Genomic DNA, 17,062 nt, shown 5'->3' on the forward strand with positions numbered 1-17,062 from the left:
GCCGCCGGCCCGGCGGTCACGATCGCCGAAACGGGCGGTCACGATACCGAAACGACCTCTCCGACGCTCCTCAACAGCGTCGGTCACGATGACCGAAATGACCGGTCACGTTGGCCGAAATACGCACGGTAGTCTTCATGTGAGCGTGGAAAAGCGCGTTCAACCTAGCCTTCCTTGCGCGGACGCCGCCTGTCTTTCTGAGCCGCTCGCTTCAATACGGAGCCAAAGGCCCATGCGGCGCCTACTAAGCTGACGGCGATCCAGAAACCTGGATTGGAGAAAAGTTCGGAATCCACGGCTCGATGCTACCTTGAGCACAATATTCCGGACAGGCCCGACTGCCAGGCCAACCAGTCCGTGAGACAACTGTCTGTAACAGAGCCGCTTTATGCGGTCGCCAGCTAGCGCCATCGGTCAGCGCATGATCAAGCTCGGCACTGCGACTCAGACAGGTCTTGTTTGTGTCTGTGATGCACCGAAATGCAATTGCAGAGTTGGACCATACCGCATCGCCGGGATAGACCATCTAGTCCGCCAACTTCAGGAACCAGTGTTGTGATCAGCCCGACCGCGCTGGGGCTGTGCACTGGCTAATGCGGGCAGACCTCAAGCCCTCCGGCGAACCCGATCGGCACTATGGGGTGAAGGCAGTCGCCGTGGTGGTCGACTACTGGCCAGACCTGGAAGGCCCGGAGGGCGTTGCTGGCCGACGAACTGGAAGACCTGCACGACCTCGTGGTGTACTCCCGGCAGGCCGGCAGGAACGCAAGGCGACTGGCGGCTGTCCTGGCACGCCACGGACCAGGGCGCACCATTGGACATTTGAGAGCATCAGCGCCACAGTGCATTCCTGTTGAGGGCGATCACCGCACGCTCGCGAGCTCGACCCCGCCGCCCAGCTGATACAACTTGCGCTCCATCCGCCCGATGACCGACAGCACGCGAAAACACAGCTACTGGAACCTCCGCGTGATCGAGTTCGACGCGGGAGAGGACTCGTACAGCGCGGTGCATGAGGTGTACTACGAGGAAGACGGCCGCCTTCGCGGCTACTCGGCGAATCCGGCGATCGTGATGTGGACACCAGACGACGAACCAGGGGCGGCGCACAGAGCCCTGGAGAAGATCCAGCGAGCCCTCGCGGAGCCGCCGATCAAAGCAAAGGAGTTCGGATGACGTCGCTCAGAAAGCAGCGCACCAGGATCCACCGCATCCTTCGGAAGACTCTTCGCAGGCGGATGGACGGAATGATCGAGGACCGGTTGTGGGATCAGATGCCCGCCGTCGGGCGAGAGTTCGGCAGCCCGGACTTCGATCGGCTGATGGAGGAGGACTACCGCCTCGGTCACGGCGTGTTCGACCCTGCTGTTCGCAGGGCGTACGGGGCGGGGCGTAAGCGTATTGACGGCGTCGAAGTGTCTGAGGGCCTCCCGTTGCAACCCAGGATGCCCGTCTGACAACGGCGTTGACGGGCGCCTCGACCGAGCCTGACCAAGCACGCGCGGCGACGCGCACGTGCAGACCTGCAGACCCCAAACAGTTTTCCCCAACGCTTCAGGAGCGAGTCACGAACCGCACTCCCCACCAAGCCCTGGAAACCGTTGGGTCGGCACAAGCGGTCGCGGATCAGCTGAAGGCGCGCCTGTCGGTAGCGCGCGACGTCATGGACCTGGGTGACCTCGTGCACATCCAGTCCACCATCAAACGGATCGAAGAGCATCTCAACTGGGTAGCCGAGTACGAGGAAATTCTTCGCGACCGACTGAAACGGACGGCGGCCAGGGTCGGCAAGCTCAGCGTCGCGGATGCTTCTGATGCCCCGAGGCGTGAACTGGGGTGCCTCAAGGGCAAGCTCGAGGCTCCCGCAGACTTCGGCGCTCCATTGCCGGACGAGATGCTGGACGACTTCGAAGGTCGCGAGGATGGGAAGTGAGTGAAGCCGTTGGGCTCGATGAATTCGAGCCGACGGCCTTGGCGTTCGGTGATTCGCGTCGGGCGGTCGGCATCCTCAAAACGATGGAGACGACGTCGACGCCTGTCCGGGTCATGCCGGTGAGCGCTGCAAAATCGTTCAACGCCGTCAACCGGATCAGCCAAAGCGCAGGTCCTCGTCGGCGAATGCGGGAAGGAATCCAGGACCATGAGCACAGGCCCAAAGAAAGCAAAGACATCCTCGGACCAAACAGACAAGAGCGCGGCGATCTACATCGACAAGTTGAAGGCAACGCCGGCTCAGATCAAGAAGCAAAACCAGCAGCTGTACCAGGGCTGCAATCATGACCTGACCCAGGTCCTCGACGCTGAGCGTCGGAGAAACTTGGCGCTGGCCCGTAGCGACGCTGAGGTTCCGCCACGTTTGTGCGTCGACTTCGTTTCTGGCCACAGGCCCCGCAGCTGCGCGACGTGTGGACGTGAGCTCAACTCGACAGGGATGTAGAGCTGCTGTTGAGTTGCGTCGTTCCCGAACGTCACCGCTGTTGTCGCGTTCGCCATGCGGCGGTTCAAGGCTGGCAAGTAGCAAATCCAAGGAGGGGAGTTCTATGACCGTGCGAGAAGCGACAACCGTGCCGCGATGGATTCTGGTGACCGGGCTGGTTCTACTACTGCTTCCGATTGCCTTCCTGGGGTGGTGGTGCATCACCTACCGGTGCAATTTCTTCACCGGCATCATCATGCAGAACTACGAGATCTTCTTCGTGCTGCCATACGGGGCAGTCTTTGCGTACTTCCTCGTTGTCACCCTGGAGTCTTCACGCGGCAAGATCGAGGTCGAGTTCGGTGGTTTGAAGTTCAAAGGCGCGGCCGCCCCGATAGTCTTCTGGATCTTGATCTTCTTGGCTCTCATCCTTGCGATGAAGGCCTTTTGGCAGCAACTGCCGCCCACTGAGTTCAAGTGCGCTCCGGCGACGGTCGAGAAGCATCCGGAGTGGGTCGGTCCGTAGATTCGGTGGATTCGTGCTGCAGACTGAGCCGCTCCGACGGGCTCGGCATGACGGCACAGCCACACTACGCACGAAGTCTCGCCCCTGGGCCCGCCGTAACGCCACTTCCCGTGTGTCAGGCGCACACGGCCAGCCAAGGCGGCTTCAATCTCGACGCTCATCTCCCGCTCAAGAGCGCAGGAAGGGTCTGGCAACAGCCGGCTCACCTGAGCGACGAACTGACTTGGCACGCGGGCCAGGATGCCGTTGTCATCGTGTATCGACGGAACTGGGGTGAGAGTACGGCCTCTCTGTCGTGGTACGGTGATTGCGATGCACAACAGGAGCAGCCGCCATGCCTATTGCCTTCGAGAACGCCAGAAAGACCCACTACAGCGAGTCGTGTGAGGCGAAGCCCTTCGGGGAGTCAACGTTCAGGCCCTCCTTTCTGATCTACGACGGCGCAATCGGTGGTGGGACGCTGCTTCATGCGGAGCAGCCGTCCGCGGGCGCGCCCGAATTTGAGATACCTGCCGAGGCGATGCACGCCGCGGTGGACCTGGCTGTAGCGTGGATGGACCAGCGCCTGGCAGGTTGATGGGTGCGCCCCAGACTTCGCCGATCCACGACAGAGCCCCTCAGGAGTCCATCGTGCCGGGTACTACTGGCGAGCCGATCAGCGCGGATCTCGTTCTTCGTGTGGATGTCGAACTCGGGGGCCTCGTTGCCACCTACTGGATCGGCCGCGCAGGCGTCTCGTACAAAGGGAGCGGGCCGGCCGCAACAGCAGCCTTCTATCTGAACGCGGGAAGACTGCTGTCAGACCTCCGGGAGATTGACTCTCTCGACTCGCCCACAGAGGACGCATTGATCGACCGCGTGAGCCGCATCGGGCGAATAGTCGCGGCGCAGCCAGGCTTGGAAGCGGCCATCGGTTTCCATGTCCTCGACGGCGCCACCGGCCTAGTCACCATAGCCAATATCGCTCCAGACTCTCTGCCCGACGGAGAAATGTGAAGCAACTACTGGCCGCGACGGCCTAATTGGCCATGTCGACCGTCGTCGCGGGCCTCCAGTTGGTCAGCTTGCCGCTTGCTGTGACTCGACACAACAGATTGATTCAGCTGACATTGAGGTATGGTCCTGCCCTGTGAATGCGTCCCCAGCGCAATGCACGTGATCGCCAATTCGGAGCCCACTCAATGGCCAAATCTCTCTTGAACATCCTGTCCCAGATCGAGCGTCTTCAAAAGGAAGCAGCAGCAATCCAATCGGAAGTCATCACGCGCATCCGCAAGGACATCGTCAAGTACAGCCTGACGGCAGAGCAGTTGTTCGGCTCCGCAGGCACTTCGAAGCCGGTCCGCGCGAAGGCCGGTACCAAGATCACCAGCGCCACGAAGCCGCCCAAATACGCCGACGGTACTGGCAACACCTGGGGAGGCATGGGCAAGCGGCCCGAGTGGATCCGCCAAGCTCTGGCTGCCGGCAAGGCGCTTGAGGACTTCCTGGTCGGAAAGGCTGTAGCCCCTGCGACCGCCGACACCCAGTCAGCGAAGGCCCGCGCCAAGCCGAAGGCAGCGCCGGCCCGCAAGCCCGAAGCCAAGAAACGCACACCCGCCAAGACAGTCGCGCCGCGCAAGCCCCGCGCCAAGCCCGTCGCAGCGCCGGCCGAAGCCTGACCAGACGCCTCAGCACTCGGCGGGTGCCGATCGCGCTGACCACTTGGGCCGGCCATGACTGGCCATCGGATCACCGGCAGTATGCGATCACCGAAATAGGCGCTGCCGTCGCGGCCCGAACTGCCCGGGCTCGCGGCGCATAGCCACTTTGTCGTTGCATCCCCTGCCTGGCAGGCATCACTTCCGGTCGACCCGTGCCAGTCGGATCGCTGAACCGTTGTGCCCTCCTTGAACTGCAACAGCCAAGAATCGCGGCCGGGTCCGAATGAGCATCAAGAGGAATCGCCAAGTTGATATCGGGAACGAGGCCCTAGCGAGATTGGGCTTCCCTCCCGCGGAAGAGTTGCTTGCCGACTCAGCGCTATGGCCAGATCTCTCGGTGCTGGCGCAAGTACTCAGCAAGTTTTCTGCCGGTGGTCAGCCCAACAACTACCTCAGTGACCGACTGCCGGACGCAACAAAGCGACTTGGCAATCAGGCATCGAGTGCAGCCAAACCTGTCGAGCAGCCGTCCGCCTTGAATGTGGCGGCCTGGCTGGCCTGGATTGAGGGGTGGCCCACCACCGCTGCAGCACGAACGAGAGCGGCCGCCGAGGCTCAGTCGCGTCAACAAGCCCTTCAAACGGCACGTGAAAACGCACCGCCCTTGCTCAAGCTGAGCCTGGAGTTGGCTCGCTTTGAGGATCAGGATGCGGTGGCGCGTTGCGAGCCGCTCGCAGTAGCACCGCTGCGCGAAGTTCGGGCTGCCCCACCGGGCGTTCATCCGGGGGTCGATTCGGTTCTTCTTGTGTTCGGTGTGCGGAAGCCTGCCGTTCGAAGTGGATCGCCGTTTCGTGTCTTCTTCACCATAAGACTGGTCCACCCGGAAGGCCAGCCGCGCTACGTCGACGACACGACGTGGACGCTGGACGGCAAGCCTTGCTACGTTCCGCCAGACGACCCGCAACTTCAGTTTTCGAGTTCGGAGTTCTTCCGAGACGGCGAGCCGGTGGGGGAATTCGACGAAGACAGCCTGGCTCGTATTGCCGCGGACCCATGGCCCGACGAGGCGCGAATTGACTGGCCAGGCTTCATCGCGGAGCTGGACCGGCGATGCGTTGAGGCGCTTGGGCACCGCATGCACGAGTTCGCCCCGGCGCTGTTTGGGCGACACGTCAGAGATATCGAAGTTCGGGTGGTCGACGAGGCGCGCGTCCAGCCCAGCCCCTGGTGTGCCGTACTGCAGGAGCTTGTCGATGGTGCCAGAGAGTCTGCGCTGCCGCTGAGCTTGTTGCAGTCGCCTGAAGTTCTGGACTTGGTGAGGCTCTCAACATCGCCGCGGGAACGCTTCCTCGGGCACATGGACGCCAGCGGAGTTGGCACTGCATCTCGCAAACCCGCTTTTCCGCTTGATTGCACTCAGCGCCTAGCGGCGATGCAGGCCATGGTCCTAGAGCCGACGCAGGGACGCTTCCATCTTCCCGTCAACGGCCCACCAGGGTCAGGCAAGACTTCTTTCCTCAAGGCGCTTCTGGCCTCCCAATGGGTGCTGGCCGCCGTCGAACAACGGGGCAGCCCTCCTCTCGTGTTTGGCACGGGGGCGACGAACAAGGCTGTGATCAACGTCATCGAGGCGTTTGGCGACGTCGTCGGGACAGATTCGTATTCAATGGAAGCGCGGTGGGTTGATGGGCTTCCCAGCTACGGCTGGTTCTTTCCGTCCAGCAAGGCTGCTGAGGACTATCCAAACCTCATGCAGCTGCGATACGACGCGGCGACCCATCAGCCGTATCGGCCGTCTGGAGCTGCACAGGCGTTCTCGGACATTGATGCTGAACAGCACAGGGACCAATATCTCGAGCGAGCCAGCAAGGTTCTCAGATTGGGCGGCTCGTCTTCGCTATCCCTCGACAGCGTTGCCGGCGTGCTTCACGATCGACTGGTCCGACATCGTGACGCGATGGCCTTGGAGATCAGAAGTTTCGAAAGCGCCCTCTCGCGCGTCGGCGATGCGTTTGCTGCGTCGCGTGCGCGCGCCGGCGACATTCTTCGTTTGACGAATGCCGCGGGCATCCTTGAAGCTGAGTTCAAGGCATCGTCCACACGAGTCGCCCAGCTCAGCGAGGCCAATCGCCTGGGACGGGCGTATCGCGTCGCGTCGCGTCGATTGTTGGCCGGCTGGCGGTCATGGCTTCCGCGTGCCATTCGCGAGCGGCTCTTCGGGAAGGAAATTGCGGATTTAGCCGCCACCGAAACCTATGCATCGGTGGCGTTCGGGTCGGCCGGACTGGAGTGGACACGGGTATGGCCCTTGCTGGACGAGGCACTGTCGAAGGCGGAATCCCTGTGGGCCTCGGAGCAGCAGCGTCATGACGCTGCGTCACAAGCGAAGCAGTTGGCGGCGGACGAACTGACGCGAGCCCTGCAGCGGCGAGCCGAGCGGCGCGAGGCCGTTCGGTCGCTGATCTCTCAGACGGCCGCACCCAAGCGCCTTGCGCCCTCGGAGCTCCCCACGGCACGGTACGCGGTCGCCCTGACCAGGAATCTACCCAGCCGAGCAGGCCTTGCCATCGACATGCTTTGGGCCCGATTTGATGCTCGCCAGGATTTGGAGCATCGCGTCGCGATGTTTCATCTGGCCGCACGCTACTGGGAAGGTCGTTGGATCTCTGAGGCTTTGCGAGACGACATCGACATTTCCAATGAAGCCCGTCTGCGCAGGGCGATGATGCTAGGCGTCATCATCGTGGCGACCACGCACCAGGTCTGCAAGCTCGGCAAAGATGCGACGGCGGACCTTCTGGTGATGGACGAAGCCGGGCAGTGCCTCCCTGTTGTGGCGCTGAGTGCCTCGGCTTGCGCCAATACAGCCATCTTCGTCGGGGACACCAAGCAGCTTCAGCCGATCAATCTTTTGACTTCGGACCGGGTGGAGCAGATTGCCCGCCGGTGTGGGCTTACGCCTGCTGACGTGCCCGACGCGCTGAATCCTTGCACCGGGTCTGGCATGGCCCTAGCCAAGCACGGGGCCCACTGGACGGATGGGCGTGGCGAGGCGGGCGTCACCTTGCTGTACCACTACCGGTGCCATCCGTTGATCGCCGGCTACTGCAGCGAGCTTCTATACGGTAGCGCGCTGCGTTACGTTCGCGCGGACGAGCCAACCGCCTTCAGCGAGCCGCCGATGGCTTGGGTAGACGTCGACCTGGGGCCGCCAGCGCGACGGGGGAATTCATGGATCAATCCGTTCGAGGCCAGGGCCATCGTCGACTGGATAGAACAGATCCACGATCGCCTTGCAGCCGCCTACGGAAAGCCTCTAGACGAAATCCTCGCCATCATCACGCCTTTGGCAGGACAGGCGGCCTGCATCAAGGAAGAGCTGGCCAAGCGCCTGGGACGGGTTCTGGGCACGGAAGTGCTGGATCGCCTGATCATCGGCACCGTGCACAGACTGCAGGGGGCCGAGCGGCCCGTCGTGGCATTCAGCCTGGTGCAGCAACTGGGCACCAACCCTCGACTCTTTGCTGATCGCGACGGCGGCTTTCTGATGAACGTCGCGGTATCGAGAGCCAAGGATTGCTTTGTCGTCTTCGGTCAGCGTCAGACCTTCTGGCCAGGCCCGACTGATGCCCGTGAAGCGGCCAGATCGGGTCTGAAGCGGACGCCGATGGCTCGGCTGGGGGCCTACATGCGCAAGCACGGCAGGCGCCTATTCCCCAAGCACCTTGTCGTGGTCGAGGCACCGGGCAAGGTGCAACTGGTCAGCAAGGCACTGGGATTGCAGGTGGCCATCGTGGCAACACAGGGTATGCTGCAGGACTCTTCGCTGTCTGAAGATGGGACTTTGCAATGGGCGGCGACGGACGAGCGCGCCATGGAGTCATTCCTAGGTGCGCTGAGCTCGCACCGCGGCCTGATCGAATCGTTGGTGATCGCCACGGATGACGACCTCGCGGGAGAGTTGATCGGATGGCAGACGGCCGAGCTCGCGGCAAGCATCCTCGGCGACGTCCAGGTCAAGCGCATGCGCTTTCATACGTTGGTCGATGATGACCTTCGCCTGGCGCTCGAGATTGCCGGCCCCGACTTCGATGCAGACCTGCTGACTGCCGCCTTGGTGCGAGAGTACGCCCGTCACATGGATCGGAGAGTCTTCAAGGCGAAGCTGCCGGATCAGACGTATCAGAGTGCCAGTCGGCGGGCAATCGTGGCGATCGCAGACGAAATTGCGCCCGAAGACAGCTACTGTGTTGAGGTTGTCGCCGCCGATCGCGACGGGCAACATCACCACGGCTTCGTCGCCGCCGACGTCTCTGCCTTAGCCGGCCCTGCTCGGATGCGGCTTGAGGAGGCGCGCGCCGTGGCGCAAGGACTGCTGAATCTCGAAGAGGCAAATGCGATGACGGTCACTTTGTCGCCCGTCAATGTGGAGGCCGTGCTTCAAGTCCCGCCGTTGTACCCACCCAGCACGACGCTGCGCGTCCTGGAGGTTGCGGCCGACGAGCTGAACATCATGCCTTGGGACGCTCAGGCAGAGATGAATGCCCTCTATCAACAAGGATCCGACACGTGAGCGATTCTGCTGAGGCTTCCGAGACGGTCGACCTGTTCACGCTTTCCGAGCGCGCAGTCACCGAGGCTCGATTGCTGGCGGACCTTCTGGCCGGGCCGGTTTCTGTTCAGGCCTCGGCGCTGATCGACGAGGGCTATGTCGTACCCGCACCGGAAGCTCTGGCACATGCTGCGATGGTCTTCCGATCAATCGCCGAGTGGCGTGACTTGATCCCGGCGATCCAGTCGTCTGACGGTGCTGAGACTCCCCGTGTCAATGTCATCAGCGCCCTGGGTTCTGCTGTTCGAAACGTGCCCGATCAGCTGGATCTTGGATGGGCGTCCCTATGGACGCAACACGTCGAGACCTCGGCGATCGTGCGCGCCAGCCTGCGGATCTTCGAGCGGCTCAACAGCGGCGAGCGCGAGCTGCTCGAGGCACAGATGCGCGACGCCATAGCCGCTCGCCGTGACGACGACGTTTGGAGGCGCTGAAATGGCCGGCACAAGCTATTCACGAACGGCGGGACATGCAATCCTGCCTGGCACCTGGGAATTCGTTCGACGGCGCGGCAATGTGCCCGACAGCGATTTGCTCGACCCTGCCGAGCGCTATGACTACGACACCGTAAACGCTGACAAACGTGCCGAGTTCGATCGCTTGGCAGCACGCGACCTGACGGAGCCGCCGGAGTTTCTGCAGTTCGCACTGGCCAACGGCCGCGATGCGTTGTCCGACTACCCCGGCGCAGCACCTTTGGGCACCGGTGCGGTCGCGCTTGACACCTTCGATCCTGCGCTGGTGGCACGCGCCGCGGCGAAGTTCGGCATGACGGCCCAAAAAGTGGAGGACGAATTGCGCAAATTCTCGGGCGCGGTGCAATTGGTTGAACTTTTGCCGGGGCAGGAGCTTTACCGGACGGTCGGGTTGACAGCGACGGGCGCCCTGTATGGCAGTGTGACCAACAAGATCCTTGGGAATTACTGGGAGCCCGTCTGTCCCGACGAGTATGACGACGTGGGTCACTGGCGCGCGAGTACGGCCGTACTGGCCGAATGGAACGGCGACTATGGATACGTCCGCGTCCAACTGGCGCGGCCGGTTGCCGTGCTGGCGGGCACCGTAGGGCAGCAGGACTTGAATCGTCAGCCTGGACAAGTTCTGCCCGGCGGCGCACAGCAGTTCTTTATTCCTCGACTCGTCGACGCGGATCTCGTCACCCCGGTCACTGGCCAACCCCTGAAAAATATCATTCGCAGAACTGTTTTCGGAGCCAGGACGCGAGGCACCCCATGAGCAGTCATCCGATGATCCAGCCGGCTTCCTGGGACGAGCCCCCGAGCGTCCTGGCCGGTGGCATGTCTCGTGACAGGCTCGCGCTTTACAAGGTGATTTGGAACAGCGCCCTCGCCTGCACTGTCAAGGCGCCCACGCTGCGGCACCAGCGAGCGGTTTACAGGACCCCAGGCGGCGCTGTCGCGGCCTTTGCGAGTGCAGAGGTTGTCGGAACGAGCCTCGGGTATTGGCGGTTCCGTCAGGACTGGCCGCGTATGCCGTTTGCGGAGATGCGTACCTCGGCATTGCCGAAGGGCGAGTTGACCATCAGTTTGGCCGCCGCAGTGCCACTCCCTGGGTCTAGCCTGGGCGGCTTGCTAAGGCAGATGGCCGCTCGTGGCGTCACGACGGCCGCGTCGTGCGCGAGCACGCTCAAGGAGATGCTGGCGCCAGAGTCCCCTGCCGGCGAGCCGTTGCTGCGCATCCGTACCAGACGTGAAGGTCGAACTGCCCACATCGAGCTGACGCAACACGGTCGCCGTTGCCTGCGGACTTGGGAAGCGTCGGGGCTCGTTCACAGCAATCAGCGCACGAACCAGTTGATCGAAGAAGTCGCTACTCAGGAAACAAGCTATCGGGCGGCACTCGAGGAGATCGGGGGAGGCTTACTCGGTCCCTCTGCTGGCGATTACGTAGACGCCATTCGTGCGCGCTGGGCGGGCCTGAGTCGAAACCAGCTGACCCTCGAGAAGGTGGCGGCGTCAACCCGCGCGCCAAAACACGCCGGTCTGCCATCGTGGCTCGATCCGGAAAACTCGCTGCCACAGAACCATCCCCTTCGCGAATTGAAGCTCAGCATGGAGCTAGAGTTGGCCCAATCGCTTCCCGAGTGGTCGGCAATGACGCCTAAAGACCAAGCAGCTGCCCGCTTGGAATGGCTGGCTCGCTACTGCGAGCAGGACGGTGAGCTTGCGTACTCGCTGCGGCCGCATATGGAAGGCCTGGGGGCTGCCTTCAGTGGGTTACGGTTCTGGTTGACTGGCGCCTTGATGTAGTTCAGCCCCTCGACCAGAATTCAATCCGTATGTCTTCCTTGTGGTAGCGCTCGCTATCACACCCTGTAGGAGTCGTCGCTGCCAAGGCGCCAGCGGTGGATTTTTGCGACTAGCGGCCTGGCATCCCTAGCAGTGCGCAACTGCGGTTGACGCCGCGCCGGTTCTGCATGACAACGCAGTTACGTGTCATCAGGGGGAATTCCATGGCCGATCTACCTTCCCGCGTCGAGATGGCCGCCTCCATCAAGGAGGCCGCCAGGCGACTATCCGATCTCTGCGCCATCGGCGCACCGGAATACCTCATCGAGACGGCACGCCGAGGCCTGCTGCGCCGACTGATGGACTTCCCGGTCAACAGCGAGGAGCAGATGATCGTCCTCCAGGAGCAGCACGAGAGTCGACTGGCTCAGGAGAACCACCTGCGAGAGACGCGCTTCTACGGCGAAGATGACGAGCAGACCAAGGCCTTGATAGCACGAGACGACAGCACCGCTTGAGAAGAGTTAGAAAGCGGTTGCTATATCTCGATGGTCCAACCCAGGTGGACTGCTCTTGCGTACGGCCAGCGTGGCACCTTGAATTAAGTTCGGCTGATGCATGAGCATCAGCAGCCATCTCTGGTGTTGCGCTTTTTCGGGAGCGATGACACTGGCCGGGAGATGGCTGTAGGCGGCTCCGCGGGGGAAGCTGCTGCGCCGGGCGCGATCAATGAGCTCAGTCGTTCGACGTTTGCCGATGGGGCCGCAAGTCCCACTTGAACGCCTGACGATCGGCGCGCGTCAAGGTAGTTGTCGCCTCGGTCATGCAGCCTTTGGCTGAATATCTTTGTTCCGGAGCTCAGCATCACTATGGAATCGACCGGGCAAGCTTAGAAGTAGTCTGCATAGACGAGCCCTAGAGATGCTTCGAGCTCATCAATCGCGCGCCTGGCCTCGGTTTCAGAAGAGAAAATGGCGCATTCAACTTCTACAGAAAATTCAACATTCCTGACTTGCGGATTGCGGTCTAAAAGTTCAACTTTGAGTTCGACAAGAAGTTGCTTGGTGCTTGGAGACAACCCGCCCAGGTCTTCAATCTTCCAAGGGAAGTTCTCACCCAATGCGGGTTCGGCTTGAATATCTGGCCTTCCCACCGCGGAACCTAACGCCCTATTGCTCGACAGGGATATTGGAATGGTCAGCAATGCTCTCATGGCAAACTTACGGATTGAGTGGATGATTGGGCAGATAGAGCCCGCCGGACATTATTATTTCCTGCGACATATCACAGCCCATGCGCTGCCCCATCGCTATCATGTCGTTAATTTTTCCAATTCGACCGTATAGCTGCTCCCAATGATTTAACCAAGTGGTATTCGTCCCCGTAACCGCGGGGTTCGGCTTCGAGTATGCATTTCGATAAAGGCGTTTTGGGTCGGTCAGCATTTCTTGTTGCTTTGATTTTGTATTTGCAAGCTCTTGCCGAATGTATGCCTTCAGTTGCTCACAGGGGTCGCCCTCAGCACAATTCGCTTGGTTCCAGTATTTTTCGTTATTGCCAGTCACCCAGCTTGGTTTCTTGTTCTTAAAGAAGTCAGCAAACGGGTTGACAAAACCTGGCGTTGGCCCAGCTTGAGGCGGCAAATCGGTTCTAGGGTCCATCACGGGGCTGGGGACACTTTGGCAGACCCTGAAACCTAGCGTCCCAACGCAGCGCTCCTGTGCTTGTAGACCGTTCGGGTCGGCGTAATTCAGCGGGTTGCCGCCCACGTAGGCATACGTATTGATGCCACCGCCGAGCCCGATGGGGTCACTTTGGCCGTAGCTGCCAGTGCTTGGCTGGTAGTCCCGATGCCAGTTGTAGAAGGTGCCCGTCTCACTGTCAAAGACTTGCCCAGGGAAGCGCTGGTTAAAGATAAACGTCCCCGCGCCTGTCGGGTTCTGATCTGGTGGTGAGGCACCGAAGGCTTCGGCAGCGTCCCAACGCCAAACGATCGCGTCATCGGAACTTTGGGTTACAACGCGCGGAGTGTCTTGATGATCCGCATAAACGTTATAGGCCGTGGTCTGAAGCGTCGAGTTCGAAGCAGTGCCAGACTGCTTCAGCACTGCTACAGGCAAGGAACTCAGGTAGATCGTCTCGTAGACCGACGTCAACCCTGGACCATATTCACCAATCAACTTGCCCATCTCGTCGTAGGCATAGTATGCAGCACCGTCGGGCACGAACGCAGCAGGCCCGGTCTTGCCAACACGCTGTTCCAAGCCGTTGTAGGTGTAGTTGATGGTTGCGCCGCCTATGGTGGCGCTGCTTTTCCGGCCTCGGTCACTATAGAAGTAGGTTGCAGACCCATCCGTTTGTACATTACCGGCATTGTCGTAGATGAAACTGACCGCCCCGCCAGCCGTTTGGGCTTGAATCAGGCGATTGCTCGACGGCGAGATCGTGTATGGGTAGTTAGTCGCACCTACGGCTCGAAGTATCCGATTGCCGCTCGAATCGTATGCGTAATTGAATGATTGACTGCCCTGCGTGTTCGCCGTCAGTCGGCCCAAATTGTCGTAATAGAACGCCTGATCAAACTGCGACTGCGCGCCAGACGCGTTGGCATGACTGTAGACAGTGATTTTGCCTGAAGCGTCGTAGCCAAGCGTACGCGTCAGACCGGATGCCGAGCCGATTCCCGCGGGATTGCCCAGTGGGTATGCAACTAGCCGCCCAAAGGCATCGTAGGTGCGTTGATAGCTTGTACCGTCCGCCCAAACCCAGCCGATCACATCGTTGACTCCGTTGTACGTAACGCCAGACAGCAGGTTCACCGTCACGGCGGTGTTGGTACCCACGCCACTCGCATTGGGAGGATTGAACGCGATAGCGTTCACTCGCCCCGCACCATCATAGGAATAGGACACTCGCGCACCGCTGGGGTACGTCATGGAGGTCAGCAATCCGGTTGCAGACCCCGAAATTCCCCAGCCGTAGGCCGTCACCATTGGCGGATTAGCGCCCACAGTTTGAGCTTTTGTCAGCACACGCCCTCGGAAGTCGTATGTGTAGTCGGACGATCCGGATTCATCCGTAATCCGTGTCAACCTTCCAGCGCTGAACGGCGCTGGATTGCCGCCCCCGTCGTACTCGAAGACGGTTGGTGTGCCGCTGGCATAGTCGGCGCGAGTCATCCGGCCAATTGAGTCGTAGGAATACGTCGCCACCTTGCCACGAGAGTCGGTCCATGTACGAAGCTGTCCCGCGGCGTCAAACGTCGAGTTGCCTACGCCTGCATCGGGGCTTGTGAGCCCCTGCACGTTACCCAGTCCATCGACCGAGTAGCCCGTGACCAAACCGCGTGGATCCGTAACGCTTGATAGAACTCCCCGACCATCGTAGTTCATGGCAGTGACGGGAGAATTCGACGTTCCTGCGGCCGCCGGGTCGACGATCTGGATCAGTCGATCCAGTGAATCGAAGTAGCGGTTCGTCCCGTTACCCAGGGGGTCAATCACTGCAGACAAGTTGCCATTCGGGTCGTAGCCAAACACCCAGGTCATTGCACCAGGCGTCGTTACATTGCTGCCATTAACAAAAACATCCACTATTCTGGAGGTCGACTGCAGATTTGTTCCGTCACCAGAATAGGTCGCATAAAGCGCATGTACCCCCGCTCCACTGAGCGAGGCAGTCGCGACGGCTTGGCCCGCATTGACCGCCGAGGTTGCTACTACAGTAGCACCGTCGTTGAATGTCACTGTGCCAGTGGGCACTGATCCGTTGACGATAGCAGTCATCGTGACGCTACCGCCGCTAGCGATGGAGTCCGGCGAGGCATCAAGAACTATCGACGAAGTCCACTTTCCAACTGATTGCGTCAACCCGGCCGAACTAGCGGCATACGATGAATTGCCGTTGTAGTTTGCAACGATGCTGTGAGCTCCAGCGCTGCTGAAGCTGGCCGTATAGGTCGCTATGCCTGCCGAGACTGGACTAACTCCAAGAGACGTTGAACCATCCAGGAACGTCACGCTACCGGTCGCTCCCACTGGCGTGATTGTGGCAGTCAGTGTTGTCGCTTGACCAACGTTAGCCGGATTAAGGCTCGATGATAGATTGAGCGTCGTTTGCGCCCCGGAAACACTCTCGCTGATTGCAGCCGATGTACTCGCGCTGTTGTTGGCATCGCCTCCGTAAGTGGCCCTAATTGCATGAGTCCCTGCCGATGCAAAAGTGACCGAAAGATTTGCAACTCCAGACTGAACTGGCGCGGTGCCTAGCGTAGTCGCACCATCATTAAATGTCACGGTCCCTGTTGCCGTCGACGGCGTGAGCGTCGCGGTGAGTGTTACCGATTGCCCAACCTGCGTCGACAACGGGCTCGCTTGCAGCGAGACTGACGAGACAGCTGCAACAACATTTTGAGTGAACGCTGGGGAGGTACTAGGAGCATTGCTTGAGTCACCAACGTATCGCGCAGTGAGCGTCCGAGCTGTCACTTCGTTGTTGAATGCGAAGTTCAAAACAGCGGTTCCGTTGCTAATCGCCACTACGCCAAGATTCCCCCATGCACTATCTGAGAACACAACATTGCCTGTTGCACTCGCGGGCAAGACGGTGGCAATCAAGGTGGTGGTTTGACCGAGCCCCGATGGATTGATGGAACTCGACATGATTGTTGACGTCGCACTGCGCGCAGGCGCCACCGTCTCGACTACAGCCGCGGACGTGCTGTCATTGTTGGCAGGATCGTTTGAGTAAATCGCCGTCAGGCTATGCGAGCCAACAACATTGAACACTGGAGACAGCGTACCTTGCGAACCGCTGATCGGCACGGTCCCCAGCGTTGTTGTGCCATCAAGAAATGTCACACTACCTGTTAAGCTGGATCCTGTAACGTTCGCGTAGATGAGCGTGGCTTGGCCGACGTAAGTCGGGTTGGCGTTCGAGTAGAGGACGATGCTTGTATTCCCCCGTGCCTTGACCGTCTGGGTCTTGGTCGTGGATGTACTTGTATTGTTGGCAGTATCGCCCCCATACGAGGCCTTCAAACTGTGGGAACCTGAGGTGCTGAATGTAACGACCAACGTGGCCGAACCACTGCTCACGCTAGCCGTGCCCAGCGTCGTGCTGCCATCGGTGAACGTCACCGTCCCCGTCGCCGTCGAGGGACTGACTGCGGCTGTTAGCGTTGTGCTTTGCCCAACATAGCTGGGATTTGGACTGCTAGTCAAAGTCGTGGTCGTCGTTGCTTTCGCTTGAACCGTTTGTGAAATTGCTGCGGACGTGCTTGTCGCGTATGTCGAATTGCCACCATAAACCGCAGTAAGACTGACCACTCCTGCCGAGCTGAAACTTGTGGTAAAGACTGCTTGCCCAGCGCTGACAGCAGCCGTCCCCAGAGTAGTCGACCCCTTCTTGAATGTGACCGTTCCCGAAGCCGCCGTCGGCGTAACGCTGGCTGTCAGCGTCGTGTTCTGCGAAACATAGCTTGGGTTGACGCTGGACGTCAGCACTGTCTGGGTGCTCGTCAATGCATACGCAGCATTTGCACCTGCAACAAGCAGCATGAACACGAAAGCCGATCGCAGTACTGACGCGACCATTGAAGCAATTCTGTTGCTTATT

General features: G+C 60.5%; 15 protein-coding genes. 13 read left to right on the top strand and 2 right to left on the bottom strand.

What is annotated here, in order from left to right; translation table 11 throughout:
• The first annotated feature begins 927 nt into the window (after positions 1 to 927).
• From ACG04R_RS23215 to ACG04R_RS23275, 13 genes are all read left to right on the top strand, one after another.
• Positions 928 to 1,176, top strand: coding sequence for a hypothetical protein (locus ACG04R_RS23215; protein WP_394416004.1), 249 nt, complete (start codon positions 928 to 930; stop codon positions 1,174 to 1,176).
• Positions 1,173 to 1,457: a hypothetical protein gene (locus ACG04R_RS23220; protein ID WP_394416005.1), complete on the top strand. Its 285-nt coding sequence runs from the start codon at positions 1,173 to 1,175 to the stop codon at positions 1,455 to 1,457. The genes ACG04R_RS23215 and ACG04R_RS23220 overlap by 4 nt, the downstream gene beginning before the upstream one ends.
• Positions 1,458 to 1,663: 206 nt before the next feature.
• Positions 1,664 to 1,933, top strand: coding sequence for a hypothetical protein (locus ACG04R_RS23225; protein ID WP_394416006.1), 270 nt, complete (start codon positions 1,664 to 1,666; stop codon positions 1,931 to 1,933).
• Positions 1,930 to 2,280 carry a hypothetical protein gene (locus tag ACG04R_RS23230; protein WP_394416007.1) on the top strand — a complete coding sequence of 117 codons (351 nt, stop codon included), beginning with the start codon at positions 1,930 to 1,932 and terminating at the stop codon, positions 2,278 to 2,280. Before ACG04R_RS23225 ends, ACG04R_RS23230 begins: the two co-directional genes overlap by 4 nt.
• 260 nt (positions 2,281 to 2,540) lie before the next feature.
• On the top strand, positions 2,541 to 2,942 hold the full coding sequence (locus ACG04R_RS23235; protein ID WP_394416008.1) for a hypothetical protein: 402 nt from the start codon (positions 2,541 to 2,543) through the stop codon (positions 2,940 to 2,942).
• Positions 2,943 to 3,276: 334 nt separating this feature from the next.
• Positions 3,277 to 3,519 carry a hypothetical protein gene (locus ACG04R_RS23240; RefSeq protein ID WP_394416009.1) on the top strand — a complete coding sequence of 81 codons (243 nt, stop codon included), beginning with the start codon at positions 3,277 to 3,279 and terminating at the stop codon, positions 3,517 to 3,519.
• A gap of 53 nt (positions 3,520 to 3,572) precedes the next feature.
• Positions 3,573 to 3,938 (top strand): hypothetical protein, encoded by a 366-nt coding sequence (locus ACG04R_RS23245; RefSeq protein ID WP_394416010.1) that lies wholly within the window; start codon positions 3,573 to 3,575, stop codon positions 3,936 to 3,938.
• 185 nt (positions 3,939 to 4,123) lie between these two features.
• Positions 4,124 to 4,603 (top strand): H-NS histone family protein, encoded by a 480-nt coding sequence (locus ACG04R_RS23250; RefSeq protein ID WP_394416011.1) that lies wholly within the window; start codon positions 4,124 to 4,126, stop codon positions 4,601 to 4,603.
• 265 nt (positions 4,604 to 4,868) lie between these two features.
• Positions 4,869 to 9,158: an AAA domain-containing protein gene (locus ACG04R_RS23255; RefSeq protein WP_394416012.1), complete on the top strand. Its 4,290-nt coding sequence runs from the start codon at positions 4,869 to 4,871 to the stop codon at positions 9,156 to 9,158.
• Positions 9,155 to 9,631 carry a hypothetical protein gene (locus ACG04R_RS23260; RefSeq protein WP_394416013.1) on the top strand — a complete coding sequence of 159 codons (477 nt, stop codon included), beginning with the start codon at positions 9,155 to 9,157 and terminating at the stop codon, positions 9,629 to 9,631. The genes ACG04R_RS23255 and ACG04R_RS23260 overlap by 4 nt, the downstream gene beginning before the upstream one ends.
• A 1-nt stretch (position 9,632) precedes the next feature.
• Positions 9,633 to 10,433 (top strand): hypothetical protein, encoded by an 801-nt coding sequence (locus ACG04R_RS23265; protein WP_394416014.1) that lies wholly within the window; start codon positions 9,633 to 9,635, stop codon positions 10,431 to 10,433.
• Entirely contained in the window at positions 10,430 to 11,467 is a 1,038-nt protein-coding gene (locus ACG04R_RS23270) for a hypothetical protein (RefSeq protein WP_394416015.1), read from the top strand. The genes ACG04R_RS23265 and ACG04R_RS23270 overlap by 4 nt, the downstream gene beginning before the upstream one ends.
• A 203-nt stretch (positions 11,468 to 11,670) precedes the next feature.
• Positions 11,671 to 11,964, top strand: a complete 294-nt coding sequence (locus ACG04R_RS23275) for a hypothetical protein (protein ID WP_394416016.1) — start codon at positions 11,671 to 11,673, stop codon at positions 11,962 to 11,964.
• Between the two features lie 371 nt (positions 11,965 to 12,335).
• Here the strand turns inward: ACG04R_RS23275 and ACG04R_RS23280 are convergent, their stop codons facing one another.
• Together ACG04R_RS23280 and ACG04R_RS23285 are read right to left on the bottom strand one after the other, a co-directional pair.
• Positions 12,336 to 12,659: a hypothetical protein gene (locus ACG04R_RS23280; protein ID WP_394416017.1), complete on the bottom strand. Its 324-nt coding sequence runs from the start codon at positions 12,657 to 12,659 to the stop codon at positions 12,336 to 12,338.
• A 7-nt stretch (positions 12,660 to 12,666) separates the two neighbouring features.
• Positions 12,667 to 17,004 carry an Ig-like domain repeat protein gene (locus ACG04R_RS23285; protein ID WP_394416167.1) on the bottom strand — a complete coding sequence of 1,446 codons (4,338 nt, stop codon included), beginning with the start codon at positions 17,002 to 17,004 and terminating at the stop codon, positions 12,667 to 12,669.
• Between the last annotated feature and the right edge of the window lie 58 nt (positions 17,005 to 17,062).

The organism is Pelomonas candidula, assembly GCF_043555985.1.
Taxonomy (GTDB): domain Bacteria; phylum Pseudomonadota; class Gammaproteobacteria; order Burkholderiales; family Burkholderiaceae_C; genus Pelomonas; species Pelomonas candidula.